Below are 16057 nucleotides of genomic sequence, written 5' to 3'. Positions count from 1 at the left end.
CTATGGCTCTGATTTCATTGGCTCAGGGGCTGGCCCATGCCCGCCAGCATGGCTATGCGCTGGGAGCATTTAACGTACTGGACAGCCACTTTCTGCGCGCGTTGATCGGCGCTGCCAAACAGGCCCGTTCACCGTTCATCATCAATATCGCTGAAGTGCATTTCAAGTATGTCTCACTGGAATCGCTGGTGGCGGCGATTAAACATGAAGTCGCGCAGCATGATATTCCAGTGGTGCTGAATCTTGATCACGGTTTGCACTTCGAAGCCGTGGTGCGGGCGCTGCGGCTGGGTTTTAGTTCTGTGATGTTCGATGGTTCCGGCCTGAGCTATGAGGAAAATGTGCGCCAGACCCAAGAGGTGGTGCGCATGTGCCACGCGGTAGGGGTTTCGGTGGAGGCTGAATTGGGCGCGGTCGGGGGGGATGAGGGCGGCGCGCTGTACGGCGAGGCCGACAGCAATAAATTTACCGATCCGGCGCGGGCGAAGGAATTTGTCACTCAAACCGGTATTGATGCGTTGGCGGTGGCGATTGGTAACGCACACGGTAAATACAAAGGGGAGCCAAAGCTGGATTTTGCACGCCTGGCGGCGATTCAGCAGCAGACCGGTTTACCACTGGTGCTGCACGGTGGTTCTGGTATCAGTGATGCCGATTTCAAACGGGCTATCGCGTTGGGTATCCACAAGATCAATTTTTACACCGGCATGTCGCAGGCGGCGCTGGGGGTGATTGAGCAGCGTATAGCGCAACGCAACGCAATTTACGATGAGTTTGCCGAAATGTTGCTGGCGGTGGAGCAGACGATCAGCGAAGTGGTACAGCAGCAGATGCAGATTTTCGGCAGCGCCGGGCGGCTATAATGGCGCGGTGCGGTATTCTCTCCGCGGGCAATATGCTGGTGGATCATGTGCATCAGATTGCCCACTGGCCGCAACCCGGCTGGCTGGTGGAGATTGAACGCAGCGAGCGGGCCACCGGTGGTGCGCCGCTTAACGTGCTGTTGACGTTGGCGCGCATGCAGATCGGGCTGCCGCTGGCGGCAATCGGGCTTATCGGTTGTGATGCTGATGGCGATTACCTGTTGCAGATGCTGGCACAGCATCAGGTTGATCACCGTTGGGTACAGCGCAGCGCACAGGCGATGACGTCAATGACGCAAGTCATGACCGAGCCTGGGGGGCAACGCACTTTTTTTCATGCTCCTGGGGCCAACCGTTCGCTGGATCTGGCGGCTTTTGATTGTGTAAACAGTGAGCACAAAATTTTCCATCTGGGTTACCTGCTGCTGCTCGATAGCCTTGATCGCCCAGATGAGGAGTTTGGCACACGCAGCGCGCGTTTGTTGGCCCGGATGCAGCAGCGGGGTTATCACACTTCGCTGGATCTGGTTTCACGCCAGGGCGATCCGCGCTACCGCCCGTTAGTGCTGCCCGCGTTGCGCTGGCTGGATTATCTGGTGATTAATGAACTGGAAGCCGGCGAATTTACCGGGCTGGTATTGCGTGCGGCTGATGGCCGCCTGCAGCAGCATTTAATGGCGCCGGCCGCAGAGCAACTGATGGCGGAAGGCGTGCGGCGGCGGGTGGTTATCCATTGCCCTGAAGGTGCTTATGGGTTGGAGCGGAGCGGCGCAGCACGCTGGCAGCCTTCCTGGCACCTGAATGCGGCAGAGATTGTTGGCAGCGTGGGTGCGGGAGATGCGTTCTGTGCCGGGGTGCTCTACGCCAGCCATGAAGATTGGCAGTTAGAGGACACGCTACAACTGGCGCACACCTGTGCCCGCTTTAACCTGCGGTGTGCCAATGCCATTGATGGTGCCCGACCGTTGCCGGAATTGATGGCGTATATCAGGCAACAGCAACCGGTTGGCTGACATCGGCCGCGAACACATAGCCCAGCCCGCGGATGGTGCGAATCAGTTCAGGTTGATGTGGGTTAGTTTCGATTTTGCGCCGTAAACGCATGATCAGCACGTCAATGGTGCGATCAAATACCTCTAGCGTTTCGCTGTGGGTCAGTTCCAGCAGGCGCTCACGGGTCAGGACTTTGCGGGCATGCTGAACCAGTGCTAATAGCAGACCGTATTCGCCCTGGGTGAGAGCCACCGTTTGCCGCTGCGGGTTTTGCAAGCGGCAGCGAGTGGTATCCAGGCACCAGCCATTGAACTGCCAGCCTGCGGGTTTGCTGTTATTTGCCGCTGGTTCCAGCGCCAGTGCCCCGGTGCGGCGCAGTACGGCTTTGGCACGGGCCACTACCACCCGTGGGTTGAAGGGTTTGGCAATATAATCATCGGCGCCCATTTCCAGCCCGACCACCATGTCGGATTCGGCACCGAGGCCGGTCAGCATCACCACGGGTAAATCTGGCCGCAGGCGATGGATCTGTTGCAAGACCAGTAGCCCGTTGGTGTCTGGCAGGATCAGATCGAGCAGAACCAGGGCAATATCCGGTTGTTGGTTGAGCAACGTCAGCGCGTCGCTGCCCCGGTGGCAGGTATAGACGGTGAACACGTGTTCATGCAGCACATCATTGAGCAGATCACAAATGGCGGGATCGTCATCGACGATCAGGACGGCAGGTTTCATTGCTGTTCCCCTGATTCTGTGCAGGAATAAATGTTATCAACCAGTTAAATGCAGTGTAACCGATGGCTACTTAATAAGCGGCAGCCAACGGTAACTGGATGCGGAAATTGCCATCAGCGTCACACTCGGTGGGAATTGCGTGATCCTGACAGTGGGTTACATTAGGCTAGAACGTTGTTGTCGTGTGTTGAGGAGAAAAATAGTGCGCATTGGTATTGATCTGGGCGGCACAAAAATTGAAGTGATTGCGTTAGCCGATGACGGGCGGGAACTGTTCCGTCACCGTATTGCCACGCCGCGCCATGACTATCAGGAGACGTTGCAGGCGATTGCCGGGCTGGTCTGGTTGGCGGAAGAAAAAACCGGCCAATCAGGTACGGTGGGCGTGGGGATACCCGGTACGCTATCGCCTTTTACCGGGTTGGTGAAAAATGCTAATTCTACCTGGTTGAACGGCCAGCCGTTGGATAAAGATCTTGCCGCCATGCTGGCGCGTGAAGTGCGGTTGGCTAACGATGCCAACTGTCTGGCAGTGTCGGAGGCGACCGATGGTGCAGGAGCGGGCAGCCAAACCGTGTTTGCGGTGATCATCGGTACTGGCTGCGGCGCAGGGGTGGCCATTAACGGCCAGGTACATGCCGGAGGAAACGGCATTTCCGGTGAGTGGGGCCATAATCCTCTGCCATGGCTGGATGATGATGAACTGCGGTTCCGCGCCGAAGTGCCTTGTTATTGCGGTAAACAAGGCTGTATTGAAACCTTTATCTCCGGTACCGGCTTTGCTACCGATTACGCACGGCTGAGTGGCAAGGCGCTGAAAGGCGATAAAATCATGGCATTAGCGGCGCAGCAGGATGCCGTGGCGGAACAGGCGATTGCGCGCTACGAAATGCGGCTGGCGAAATCATTGGCACACGTGATCAATCTCTTTGATCCCGATGTGATCGTGCTTGGGGGCGGTATGAGTAACGTTGAACGTCTGTATCAGCAGGTGCCGCAGTTGGTGAAACCTTGGGTGTTTGGCGGCGAATGCGAAACCCCGATCCGCAAAGCGGTCCACGGTGATTCCAGCGGCGTGCGTGGTGCGGCCTGGTTATGGCCGCAGTTCTGAGTCATTCGAGTTACAGGAAGGCGCTTGCCGCCTTCCTGTAATGTGGAATATGCCGAGTATTCGCGCCAAGGGGGGGAAGAAAATCTCATTCCTTGGCGATGTAGTTCATTTCACTTTCACTGCGCACTCGCTCAATGTGGATCGTCAGAAACATCATTTCTTCACGAGTGAGCTGGTGCTGATAGTGCTTTTTGATATGCAGGTTGATTTTGCCCGCGCAGGCAAATGACTCATGATATTTGTCCTTTACCACCTGATACAGTGAATCATCGTCACTGTCGACGTAGTTTTTCCCCAACAGGCGCTGGGCGAAGAATTTCAGGTGGGTGACGAAGCGGTGGTAGCTGAGTGCTTCTTCATTGTAATCAAAGCGGAAATGGTATTTGACGATGTTCAGGATTTCCTGCATCACACGGGTGATATGCAGGGTATTGTGCATTTCGTCGTTGAGTTGGGCATTGACCAGATGCAGGGCAATAAAACCAGCTTCATCTTCCGGTAACTGGGTTTCCAGACGCTGTGCAATGATCGTTAACGCTTCCAGCCCAAGAGCAAACTCGTTCGGGTAGAGTTTTTTGATTTCCCACAGCAGCACATTCTTGATACTCACCCCCTGCGTATGGCGCTGCAAGGCGAAATGAATATGGTCGGTCAGTGTGATATAGACGATGTTGTGCAATTTGCCGGGCAGCCGCTCGCGGGCGAGAGTGATAATACGATCGGCCGTGGTGACACAGGCCAGCGGAATTTCTGCCAGCAGTTCCTTGTAGCGTTCGCTCATCTCGCCACTCTTGAGGGTAAACACCTTCTCGATCAGGCTTTCATCTATCGAGTCACCCACTTTCTTTTTAAAGCCGATACCTCGCCCCATCACCACGGTTTCTTCCTGATGGTCGTTCAGCGTAATCACTACATTATTATTGAGTATCTTAGCGATTTTCATGATTATTCCTGGCCATTCTAGCCCGCTGAAAACAAAAAAACCTGGCCTTCAGGAGCGATCCTGAAGGCCAGGTTTTGCCTGTATTGACAGTGACAATCCTGCTATGAGTTGCATGATAACCATTGCCAGCAGGGGCTCAACGCTTTTCGCTGCGTACTGCCGCCGCGATCACATTTATCATCACTCTTGCAAGCGTAATGTATCCCGTGGCACTCGGCTAACCCTGTTATTCGATGCGGAACTGTGATTCCAACTTACTGACGCCCAGCCCATTGATCTTTTTCACTTTAATCTGCACGGGTATGCGTTCTTTCATGGCGTCGACATGGCTGATCACACCAATGGTTTTACCTGTGGCATTGAGGCTGTCGAGGGCGTCCAGCGCGGTATCCAGCGTTTCTGCGTCCAGCGTACCGAAGCCTTCGTCAAGGAATAGCGAATCAATGCGGGTTTTATGGCTGACCAGATCCGAGAGCGCCAGTGCCAGCGCCAGGCTGACCAGGAAACTTTCACCGCCGGACAGCGTGCGGGTATCGCGCAATGCATCGGCCTGCCAGGTGTCGACCACGTGCAACTCCAGCGTATCGTTGGTTTTGCGTTGCAGCAGGTAGCGCCCGTGCAAGCGGCCAAGCTGGTGGTTGGCTAGATACATCAGGTGATCGAGCGTTAACCCTTGGGCAAATTTGCGGAACTTGTCGCCTTCTTTCGAGCCAATCAACTGGTTGAGCGTGCTCCAGTCGCTATATTGCTGCTGGCTTTGCGCAATCTGTGCAAACAGCGTTTGCTGGTTCTGACGGCGTTGCGCATCGCTGCTTAACTGGTTACGTACTTCTCCTTGGCGCAATTGCAGCGTTTTGAGCTGTTCCGCCAATTGATTCAATGCTTCAGGTGTGGCAAGGGTTTCATCCAGATCCGTTGGGCGGCTCAGGCGTTGCTGCTCCAGCGTTTGAGCCGCCTGGGCCAATAGAGTGCTGGCCTGCACCTGGCGCTGTTGCAGCCGCTCTTTCTCTTGCTGCAATTGTTGACGCACAGCATCTTCGAGCAGTGCGGCGCTGAGGGCGGCTTCGTCCGTAAATTCGCTGCTGGCCAGCGCCTGTTGCCATTGCTGTTCGGCTTGCTGCCAGCGTTCAGTATACTGCTGTTGTTGCTGTTGCAGACCGGCGAGTTGACCCGCCAGACGTTCGTGCTGCTCCTGCGCGTGGTTCAAGCGTTCGGTGGCCTGTTGTAAGGCATTATCGCAGGTGACCTGGGCAGCCCGCAGTTGCTCTCGCACCTGAGCAACCTGCTGTTCACCAAAGAGCGCAGTGCGTTCATGGCGCAGAGTAGTGAGATTTTGCTGCTGTTGCTGCGCAAGCTGGTGCAATTGTGCCAGCTGCTGCTGGGTATCCGCATGGTTTTTTTGCATCAGGCCAAGCCGTTCGCCTAACAGCGCTATTTCCTGCTGGGATTGCTGCTGTTCCTGTTGCAGAGTGTTCAATGCGTCTTTGGCCTGCTGCACGGCGCGGGTGGTTTGCTCATGCCGCAATAACGCCTGCTGAACCGTGTGTTCTTCCTGATCACAGGTTGCCAGCCACTGGTTCAGGCGCAGTGTGTCGTGCAGGGTAAAATCAAACGCCAGCGGTGCGCTGAGCGTTTGCCAGCGTTGCTGATGTTGTTGCTGTTGCTGTTCTTCCTGTTTGATTCTCTGTTGCAGGTGGTGCTGCTGCTCTTTTACGTTTTCGCAACGCGCACGCAGCTCGGTGCCTTGGGTGCGCAACGCTTCGTTTTTCGCCCGCATTTCTGCCACGCGCAGCTCAGTTTCTGAGGGTTTAACCGCTTGGTATTGTTCAATCGCCGGGTGATGTGGGGAACCGCACAGCGGGCAAGGTTCACCGCTTTGCAAGCGGGCGCGTTCCGCCTCTAGGTTGAAAATGCGGTTTTCCAGCTCAAGCGTTTTCTCAACGTCATTGAGATGCGTTTTATGCTGTTTGTATTGCTGGCGGATGTTTTCAAGCTGAGTTTCTGCCTCCGCTAACTGTTTCTGGCGAGTGTCAAACTCCAGCCGCTGCTGCTCCAAGTGCTGCTGGCCTTGTTGAAACAGCGATGCCAGCGTGGACAACTGTTGGCGCACCGGGCGCAGTTCTGCCAGTTCCGTTTGGCGCAGGCGCAGCTTTTCCTGCGGAGATTGTTTTTCCAGAGTCGCCTGTTGTTGCCGCTGTTGTTCAAACGCGGCGCTCAGTTCGGCCTGTTTCGCCTGCGATTGTGTGGCTTGGGCAGCAAGTTGTGCGCGCTGGTTTGCCAGTTGTTCCAATGCTTGGCGTTGTTCTTCGTACTGCTGTTGGCTGGTTGCCTGGTTTTTTTGCGTCTCAGCCTGATGATGCTGTAATTGAGCAACTTGCTGATCGAGCGGTAGCACTTGTTCATCGATCAGCACTTGTTGCTGCTGTTGCTGTGCAACCTGCGCCTGCTTGGCGGTTTGTGCCTGTTCCCGTTGCTGTTGCAGCGGGGCGATCTGCGCCACATGCTGTTGTTGCTGTTGCTCCAACGATTCGATCTGCTGTTGCAGGGTGAGGCTGTCCTGCTGGCAGCGCTGGCGTTCATTCAATACCGGGCGCAGTTTTTCTGCCGGTTCGCTGCGTGCCAGGCGTTGCAACTGCGGTGCAGCCAGTTGGTAATCCTGCTGCACGGCGCTGAGTTGCTGTTGGTATTCCTGCCATTGCCGTTGGGTGGTTTGCCACTGTTGCAGCCAATGCAGTTGGTGTTGGTACAATTGTGCCTGCTGACTGATTTGCTGTTCTTCTGCGCTGAGCGCATTGAGCTGGTTTTCTAAATCCTGGCGCTGTTGGTCATTTAACAGCTCGATGCCGCTGGCACGATGATGCAGAGCATCCAGCTCGGTTTTCGCCTGCTTATGTTGTTCAAATACTCGCTGCGAAAGTTGACCATAAATCTCGGTGCCGGTCAGCTCCTCCAGCAGCTCGGCGCGATCGTTGGCATCGGCATTCAGAAATGCTGCGAACTGCCCCTGTGACAGCATCATGGATTTGGTGAAACGGCCAAAATCCAACCCGGTAATTGAGGCAATCAGATCCAGTTTGTCGCGCACTTTATCCGCCAGGATTTTACCGTCTTTCTGCAAGGCTAGCTCCACCTTTGGCGCTTGCAGGTTACCGCCTGGGTCGTTTTTGGCGCGGCGTTGGCTCCAGAAGGCGCGGTAGCCGATACCTTTTACCTCAAATTCCACCTCTGCCAGCGATTCAGCGGTGTGGCGCGTCATCAGTTCGTTTTGGCTCGGCGTGACGTTCAGGCGGGGAGTCTGGTGATACAGCGCCAGGCAGATAGCATCCAGCAGCGTGGTTTTACCCGCCCCGGTGGGGCCGGTGATGGCAAACAGCCCGTTGCTGGCGAACGGTTCGGCGGTGAAGTCAATTTTCCACTCGCCTTGCAGTGAATTAAGGTTTTTCAAGCGCAGGCTGAGAATTCTCATGCTGAAGGCTCCTCGTCCTGATGTAAGGTATCGATCACCTGGTGGAACATCTGGCGCATCCTTTGCTGATGCGGCTCTGGCATTTCGGGCTCCAGCGCCAGCCGCCGTTCGAAGACATCGCTCACGCTCAGTTCATTCAGGGTTTCTTTATCCTGCCGGGCAATCGCCTGGCGGCGCAGCTCCTTGCTGCGGCGCAGTAGTAACACTTCCACCGGCAGTTCATCGGCCAACTGTTGCAGGCGGCGTTGAATATCGCTGAGGTAATCCTGCGTGACCACTTCAATGTCCAACCAAACCGGCAAGGCTCCCTGATAATCGGCAAATTGCCGCAGTTGCAGTTCGATCTGCGCAACATCGCCTTTGAGCAACTGCATCGGCTGGAAGGTGGGAATGTCCAACGTGGTCACCTGCTGTAAAGCACCATCAGCGAAATCGACCATCAGCACGCTTTTGGCTGCGCCGAGTTCGTCGAAGCTGAGTGGAATAGGGGAACCGCTATAGCGAATATGTTCGGATTTAGCCACTTTTTGGGCGCGGTGAATATGGCCGAGAGCGACGTAGTCGGCAGGGGGAAAAGCCTGCGCCGGAAAGGCATCCAGCGTGCCGATGTAAATGTCGCGCACTGAATCGGAGGTGGTGACGCCCACGGTGGCTAAATGGCCAGTGGCAACGATCGGCAATTGCAGGCCCAAAGCATCACGGCGTGCACAGGCGGCCTGATACAGAGCGCTATAATGCGCGGCAATGGCTTCCTGCAAAGCCTGTTGTTTTTGTGCACCAGATTCCCCGGCGCGGCTGGTGAGCAGATCGCGCGGGCGCAGGAACGGAATAGCGCAGAGCACGGCGCCCGGTTGACCATCGCGCTGGTTCAGCAGCAGGATCTGTTGTTCGATTGCCGTTTGCGCATTGGCAATCACGGTGGTATTCAGGCAGGAAAGCAGTTCACGAGATTCATTGAGGGTCGCCACGGAGTCATGGTTGCCCCCTAATATTACCAACTGGCAACCGGTTGGCTGCAACTCCACCACAAAGCGATTGTACAGCTCGCGGGCGTAGCTGGGTGGCGAGCCAGTATCGAACAGATCTCCGGCGACGATCAGCGCATCAACCTGCTGCTGTTCCACCTGTTCGATCAGCCAGCGTAAGAAAGCCTGATGTTCGGCGGCGCGGCTTTTCGTGAAAAAGTACTGGCCCAGATGCCAATCAGAGGTATGAATCAGGCGCATGCAATCCCCAGTGTCAAACAGCGTTGGGTGATTATAAGGATGTCGCTGCACTCTGTCGTGATGCAATGTTATGACATCGCAATGATATTTTTCAGATCGTTGAAACAATCACTATGCTTAGAACCATTAAGGCAGTGGTAATTTTCATAAAAATGTCACAAAACTGACGCATAATGGCGCCGCAACTTAGCCTAAATAACACATTGACAGGATTGGATGATGGCAAGACGCATACTGGTGGTGGAAGATGAAGCGCCGATCCGTGAAATGGTGTGCTTTGTGTTGGAGCAAAATGGTTACCAGCCGTTGGAGGCCGAAGACTATGAAAGTGCTGTTACGCATATGTCCGATCCCTTCCCGGATTTGGTATTACTCGATTGGATGCTGCCCGGCGGTTCAGGTATCCAGTTTATCAAGCATATGAAGCGTGAGGCGCTGACCCGTGATATTCCGGTGATGATGCTGACCGCACGCGGTGAAGAAGAAGATCGGGTGCGTGGTCTGGAAGTAGGGGCGGATGATTACATCACCAAACCGTTTTCGCCAAAAGAGCTGGTGGCGCGTATCAAAGCGGTGATGCGCCGTATTTCACCGATGGCAGTTGAAGAAGTGATTGAAATGCAAGGGTTGAGCTTGGATCCTGCCTCGCACCGGGTGATGGCTAACGAGCAGGCGCTCGATATGGGGCCAACCGAGTTCAAGCTATTGCACTTTTTTATGACTCATCCAGAACGGGTTTATAGCCGCGAGCAGTTGCTTAATCACGTCTGGGGCACTAACGTTTATGTGGAAGACCGCACCGTTGATGTGCATATTCGCCGGCTGCGTAAGGCGCTGGAGAGCACTGGTCATGACAAAATGGTTCAAACCGTTCGGGGCACCGGTTACCGGTTCTCAACGCGCTATTAATCGCGCAATGTTGGAGCAACTGCCGTGTTAGAACGCCTATCGTGGAAGAGGCTGACCCTTGAGTTGGCTCTTTTCTGTTTGCCTGCCTTATTGCTGGGGCTGATTTTTGGCTATTTGCCCTGGTTGCTGCTGATTGCCGTGCTGGCGGCACTGGTATGGAATTTTTATAACCAACTCAAACTTTCCCACTGGTTGTGGGTCGATCGCAGCATGACGCCGCCGCCGGGGCGCTGGAGCTGGGAGCCGTTGTTTTACGGCCTGTATCAGATGCAACAGCGTAACCGCCGCCGCCGCCGTGAACTGGCGTTATTGATCAAACGCTTTCGCAGCGGGGCTGAATCTTTGCCCGATGCGGTGGTAATGACCACCGTGGAAGGCAATATTTTCTGGTGTAATGGTTTGGCACAGCATTTGCTGGGCTTCCGTTGGCCGGAGGATAACGGCCAGCATATCCTCAACCTGCTACGTTACCCAGAGTTCAGTCAGTATCTGCAACAGCAGGAATTCTCTAAACCGCTGACGCTGCAATTGAATAACGAGCATTTTGTCGAATTCCGCGTGATGCCCTATTCCGAAGGGCAACTGTTGATGGTGGCACGCGATGTTACTCAGATGCGCCAACTGGAAGGCGCGCGCCGCAACTTTTTTGCCAATGTCAGCCACGAGCTGCGTACCCCGCTGACGGTATTGCAGGGCTACTTGGAGATGATGGGCGATCAGGAACTGGGTGACTCTCTGCGCGATAAAGCGTTGAGCACTATGCGAGAGCAGACCAAGCGCATGGACGGGCTAGTCAAGCAGTTGCTAACGCTGTCACGCATTGAGTCGGCACCCAATGTCAATATGAATGAAAAAGTGGATATCCCATTGATGCTGCGCGTTTTGCAACGTGAAGCGCAGTCGCTCAGCGGTGGGCACCATGAAATCAGCTTCCGGGTAAATGAAAACCTCAAGGTATTTGGTAATGAGGATCAGCTGCGCAGCGCGGTTTCTAATCTGGTGTATAACGCCATCAACCATACGCCGCCGGGCACCCATATTGAAGTGAGCTGGCAGCAAACGTTGCATGGGGCACAATTCCAGGTGAGTGATAATGGGCCGGGCATTGCGGCTGAACATATCTTGCGGCTGACTGAACGTTTTTATCGCGTTGATAAAGCACGTTCACGCCAAACTGGGGGCAGCGGGCTGGGGTTGGCGATTGTCAAACATGTGCTCAGCCACCATGATTCACGGTTGGAGATCCTGAGCGAGCTCGGGATCGGGACGCGTTTCATTTTTACCTTGCCTAATCGGTTGCTTGTCCCCGCCGCTTTGTCAGAGAATGCGGTGAAAAATTAACGTGCGGACATGTCTATGGCTCGATTCACCCAAGGATTGCTGCTTTGTTTGCTGCTGATCGGCCCTGGTGCGCTGGCGCAGCCCGACAGGATGCTTTCCGGCAATCTCTCCAGCGTGGGTTCAGACACATTGGCCAATCTGATGGGGTTGTGGGGGCAGGATTTCAGTCAGCACTATCCTAACGTTAACCTGCAAATTCAGGCTGCCGGTTCTTCAACAGCCCCAACCGCATTGGCGGCGGGTGCGGCTCAGCTGGGGCCGATGAGCCGGCCGATGAAAACAGCGGAAGTGTCGGCGTTTGAGCAACGTTATGGCTATCCCCCGTTGGCGGTGCCGGTGGCCGTCGATGCGCTGGTGGTGTTGGTGCATCAGGATAATCCCTTGCGTGGGCTGAATTTGCCGCAGCTTGATCAGATTTTTTCCGCTACCCGCCGCTGCGGTGAGAACAGCGCAATTCGGCGCTGGGGGGAACTGGGGTTGCAGGGCAATTGGCAACAGCGCGCCTTGCAACGTTTTGGCCGCAATTCTGCTTCTGGTACTTACGGTTATTTTAAATTACGCGCCTTGTGCGGCGGTGATTTTATGGCGCGGGTGAACGAATTGCCGGGGTCGGCTTCGGTGGTGCAGGCGGTGGCAGGTTCGTTAAACGGCATCGGTTATGCCAGTATTGGCTTTCGCGCCAGCGGGGTGCGTTTACTGCCGTTGGCTGAATCCGGTAATCACTACATCGCCCCTACGGCAGCCAACGTGCGCAATGGCCGCTACCCGTTATCACGTTATCTGTATATTTACATCAATAAAGCCCCCGATCGGCCGCTGGAGCCGCTGACTGCGGCTTTCCTTGATCGCGTGCTTTCTGTGCAGGGGCAGGCGTTGGTGAATCATGACGGTTATCTGCCGTTGCCACCGGATACGCTGCAAAAAACACGGGGGCTTCTGGGGCTTGATTAAATCTCATGGCACGGGAAATGAGCGGCCCAAAGTGAGCGTATTGTGTGCATAAAATGGTTATTTTTTGGCGTTAACACGCAATATTAATCCATATGTTCACAATGTGTGAGATTGGTGCTTAAAAATAATACAAATCATGTAGTGTATATTCATTGATGTTCAACAGGATCGACTGGCTAAAAAATATTATCTGGTCGAACACTCTGCTTTATTCGCTGCATCTTGTCTTTCGGTGCTATAAAAGTTTAACTTAGCCCCATTGCTGGACTCAACCGCCATTTGGTTCTTGGTGTTTTTCAGGCGCAGCGTAGCTGGCTGCAATGTGAAATCCGCTGGGGATATAACTTCTAAAACTCTGCCCATCATCTGAGTGGTTATCTTTCGGACAAGGACGACGCGCCGAGTATTGGGCGTTTTTGTCTTTGTTGCTCTTAAGATGCGATGGTTGGCCAGCAACCTAATTCAGGCATTTTGTCATTAGGCTATCGGGAATTTTTTTTCATTTGCACAGGCAACACAACAGCGTATGAGTCAGCGTTTAACATCAAAAGATATTCTGGCGTTGGGGTTTATGACCTTCGCTTTATTCGTCGGTGCCGGAAACATTATCTTCCCGCCGATGGTGGGGTTACAGGCCGGTGAGCATGTATGGACTGCGGCCATCGGTTTTTTGGTCACTGCCGTGGGGTTGCCGGTCATTACGGTGATCGCGCTGGCGCGTGTGGGAGGTGGGGTTGACGCACTGAGCACGCCCATAGGCCGCAGCGCAGGTTTGTTACTGGCGACGGTGTGCTATCTGGCCGTTGGCCCGCTGTTTGCTATCCCACGTACTGCCACCGTTTCCTTCGAAGTGGGTATTGCTCCGTTAACCGGTGATGGTGCCCTGCCACTGCTTATTTACAGCCTGGTCTATTTCGCGTTGGTGATTGGTATTTCGCTGTATCCGGGCCGCCTGCTGGATACCGTGGGCCATATTCTGGCTCCGTTGAAGATTGTAGCGATGGCTATATTGGGCATTGCCGCGCTGATATGGCCTGCTGGTGCACCTATTCCTGCGGTAGAAGCTTACCAAAGCGTGCCTTTCTCCTCTGGCTTTGTGAATGGTTATCTGACGATGGACACGCTGGGGGCGATGGTGTTCGGCATCGTGATTGTCAATGCTGCGCGCTCTCGTGGGGTGAAAGATGCCGGTCTGTTGACCCGTTACACGATTCTGGCCGGTCTGATCGCCGGTATCGGTTTGACGCTGGTGTATCTGAGCCTGTTCAAGCTGGGTTCCGGGAGTGGCGTGTTAACCCCGGATGCGAGCAATGGCGCAGTGATCCTGCATGCTTATGTACAAAACACCTTTGGTGGTTTGGGCAGTTTCTTCCTGGCGGCGCTGATCTTCATCGCCTGTATGGTGACGGCGGTTGGTCTGACCTGCGCCTGTGCCGAATTCTTTGAGCAGTATCTGCCGTTTTCTTACAAGGCGCTGGTGTTTATGCTGGGCCTGTTCTCCATGGTGATTTCCAATCTTGGTCTGAGCCATCTGATTCAGATTTCGATCCCGGTATTGACCGCAATTTACCCCCCTTGCATTGTGCTGGTGCTGCTGAGTTTCACCCTGCGTTGGTGGAACAGTACTTCACGTATTGTTGCGCCAGTGATGTTAGTCAGCCTGTTGTTTGGTATTCTTGACGCCGTGAAAGCCTCCAGCTTCCAGCATTTCTTGCCAGCATGGGCGCATCACCTGCCGCTGGCTGCGCAGGGTTTGGCATGGTTGCCCCCTTCGTTGCTGATGTTGGTACTGGTCGCAATTTATGATCGGGTTTTTGCGCGCAGCCGGGAAGTGACCGCGCACTCATAAATCTGCGATTTTAATGTTGGGCCACGGACTTGTCCGTGGCTTTTTTACGTCTACAAGAGACAGGTTATTGTCATGCAACAACAGCTATCTACCGCAGCACCGGCCAACAAGCTGAAACGTGGCCTCAGTACGCGCCACATCCGCTTTATGGCCCTGGGTTCCGCTATCGGCACCGGTCTGTTTTACGGTTCCGCAGAAGCCATCCGCATGGCTGGCCCCAGCGTTCTGCTGGCTTACCTGATTGGCGGTATCATTGCGTTCATCATCATGCGCGCACTGGGCGAGATGTCGGTGAATAATCCGCAGGCCAGTTCGTTTTCACGCTATGCCCAGGATTACCTGGGCCCGATGGCCGGTTATATCACCGGTTGGACCTATTGTTTCGAAATCCTGATCGTCGCGATTGCCGACGTAACGGCGTTCGGTATTTATATGGGGATTTGGTTCCCAGAGGTGGAGCACTGGATCTGGGTACTGAGCATTGTGCTGATTATCGGTGCCATCAATCTGATGAGCGTGAAGGTGTTTGGTGAACTGGAGTTCTGGTTCTCATTCTTCAAAGTGGCCACCATTATCATCATGATCGTTGCCGGTATTGGCATCATTGTCTGGGGCATTGGCAACGGCGGGCAAGCAACCGGTATTCATAATCTGTGGACCAATGGTGGCTTCTTCAGCAACGGTTTTTTAGGCATGTTGCTATCGCTGCAACTGGTGATGTTTGCCTATGGCGGGATTGAGATCATCGGTATTACCGCCGGGGAAGCCAAAGATCCGAAAGTGTCGATCCCTAAGGCTATCAACTCGGTGCCATGGCGTATTCTGGTGTTTTACGTGGGTACGCTGTTCGTGATCATGTCGATCTACCCGTGGAATCAGGTTGGTACCAACGGCAGCCCGTTTGTATTGACCTTCCAGCATATGGGGATCACCATGGCGGCGGGTATCCTCAACTTTGTGGTGATCACGGCGTCGCTGTCGGCGATCAACAGTAACGTGTTTGGCGTTGGCCGTATGCTGCATGGCATGGCCGAGCAAGGCCATGCGCCACAGATGTTCAGTAAAATCTCCAAACACGGCATTCCGTGGGTGACGGTGGTGGTCATGATGGCGGCGCTGCTCGTTGCCGTTTACCTCAACTACATTATGCCGAAAAGCGTGTTCCTGGTGATTGCTTCACTGGCAACGTTTGCCACCGTTTGGGTGTGGATTATGATCCTGTTCTCGCAGATCGCTTTCCGCCGCAGCTTGAGCAAAGATCAGGTGAAGAAGCTGGATTTCCCGCTGCGCGGCGGCGTATTTACGTCGGTGGTGGCGATTATCTTCCTGGTGTTTATCATTGCCCTGATTGGCTACTTCCCAACCACTCGCATCTCGCTGTATGCCGGGCTGGTGTGGGTGGCGCTACTGCTGCTGGGTTATTACGTCAAAGTCAGCCGCCAGAAGAAGCGGGCTGCGTTGGTAGAATGACAGCATTGATGTGAGAAATACCGGCTCTGACTGACAGCAGGGCCGGTATATTCCCTTCCTGAATTACTCAAAAAATATTCTAAATATTAAAAATACGTTAACCTAAAGTAGCGGTTTGCCTTTATCCATCCAGGTGAATCCGCATCTCCACCCCTCGGCTCCTCCCTGAGTTTATTTCTTAAAGAGGAGGGGGGATGGCACTC

Annotated in this window: 12 protein-coding genes; 8 read left to right on the top strand and 4 right to left on the bottom strand. The window is 54.4% G+C overall.

What is annotated here, in order from left to right:
* Window positions 1-2: 2 nt before the first annotated feature.
* Both Z042_RS22050 and Z042_RS22045 read left to right on the top strand, forming a co-directional pair.
* Window positions 3-863: a ketose 1,6-bisphosphate aldolase gene (locus Z042_RS22050; protein ID WP_024913820.1), complete on the top strand. Its 861-nt coding sequence runs from the start codon at window positions 3-5 to the stop codon at window positions 861-863.
* The gene (locus Z042_RS22045) at window positions 863-1876 is read left to right on the top strand and encodes a carbohydrate kinase family protein (RefSeq protein ID WP_037407174.1); all 1014 of its coding nucleotides are present in this window, start codon (window positions 863-865) and stop codon (window positions 1874-1876) included. The genes Z042_RS22050 and Z042_RS22045 overlap by 1 nt, the downstream gene beginning before the upstream one ends.
* On the opposite strand, the gene Z042_RS22040 is transcribed toward Z042_RS22045, so the two are convergent.
* Entirely contained in the window at window positions 1851-2588 is a 738-nt protein-coding gene (locus Z042_RS22040; RefSeq protein ID WP_024913822.1) for a response regulator, read from the bottom strand. The two genes, Z042_RS22045 and Z042_RS22040, sit on opposite strands and share 26 nt — an antisense overlap.
* A gap of 202 nt (window positions 2589-2790) precedes the next feature.
* Between Z042_RS22040 and mak the strand changes: the two genes are divergently transcribed.
* Window positions 2791-3699, top strand: a complete 909-nt coding sequence (gene mak, locus Z042_RS22035) for a fructokinase (RefSeq protein WP_024913823.1) — start codon at window positions 2791-2793, stop codon at window positions 3697-3699.
* Window positions 3700-3784: 85 nt separating this feature from the next.
* Here the strand turns inward: mak and licT are convergent, their stop codons facing one another.
* The 3 genes from licT to sbcD all read right to left on the bottom strand — a co-directional run bounded on the left by licT (window position 3785) and on the right by sbcD (window position 9334).
* A complete protein-coding gene (gene licT / locus Z042_RS22030) occupies window positions 3785-4642 on the bottom strand; it encodes a BglG family transcription antiterminator LicT (RefSeq protein WP_024913824.1) in 858 nt (285 codons plus the stop codon).
* Between the two features lie 226 nt (window positions 4643-4868).
* Window positions 4869-8108 (bottom strand): exonuclease subunit SbcC, encoded by a 3240-nt coding sequence (gene sbcC, locus Z042_RS22025; protein WP_024913825.1) that lies wholly within the window; start codon window positions 8106-8108, stop codon window positions 4869-4871.
* Window positions 8105-9334 carry an exonuclease subunit SbcD gene (gene sbcD, locus Z042_RS22020; RefSeq protein WP_024913826.1) on the bottom strand — a complete coding sequence of 410 codons (1230 nt, stop codon included), beginning with the start codon at window positions 9332-9334 and terminating at the stop codon, window positions 8105-8107. Before sbcD ends, sbcC begins: the two co-directional genes overlap by 4 nt.
* A gap of 219 nt (window positions 9335-9553) precedes the next feature.
* Here sbcD and phoB point away from each other — a divergent pair, with 219 nt between their 5' ends.
* The 5 genes from phoB to proY all read left to right on the top strand — a co-directional run bounded on the left by phoB (window position 9554) and on the right by proY (window position 15854).
* Window positions 9554-10243, top strand: coding sequence for a phosphate response regulator transcription factor PhoB (gene phoB, locus Z042_RS22015; RefSeq protein WP_024913827.1), 690 nt, complete (start codon window positions 9554-9556; stop codon window positions 10241-10243).
* 24 nt (window positions 10244-10267) lie between these two features.
* Window positions 10268-11584, top strand: a complete 1317-nt coding sequence (phoR, locus tag Z042_RS22010; protein ID WP_024913828.1) for a phosphate regulon sensor histidine kinase PhoR — start codon at window positions 10268-10270, stop codon at window positions 11582-11584.
* A 15-nt stretch (window positions 11585-11599) separates the two neighbouring features.
* Window positions 11600-12535 carry a PstS family phosphate ABC transporter substrate-binding protein gene (locus Z042_RS22005; protein ID WP_024913829.1) on the top strand — a complete coding sequence of 312 codons (936 nt, stop codon included), beginning with the start codon at window positions 11600-11602 and terminating at the stop codon, window positions 12533-12535.
* A 526-nt stretch (window positions 12536-13061) separates the two neighbouring features.
* On the top strand, window positions 13062-14384 hold the full coding sequence (gene brnQ, locus Z042_RS21995) for a branched-chain amino acid transport system II carrier protein (RefSeq protein WP_024913831.1): 1323 nt from the start codon (window positions 13062-13064) through the stop codon (window positions 14382-14384).
* Between the two features lie 72 nt (window positions 14385-14456).
* Window positions 14457-15854: a proline-specific permease ProY gene (gene proY / locus Z042_RS21990; RefSeq protein ID WP_024913832.1), complete on the top strand. Its 1398-nt coding sequence runs from the start codon at window positions 14457-14459 to the stop codon at window positions 15852-15854.
* The last annotated feature ends 203 nt before the right edge of the window (window positions 15855-16057 follow it).

Origin of the sequence: Chania multitudinisentens RB-25 (genome assembly GCF_000520015.2) — a bacterium.
GTDB lineage: Bacteria > Pseudomonadota > Gammaproteobacteria > Enterobacterales > Enterobacteriaceae > Chania > Chania multitudinisentens.
Note: the sequence above shows the minus strand (reverse complement) of the source record. Positions and strands in the feature narration are given on the sequence as shown.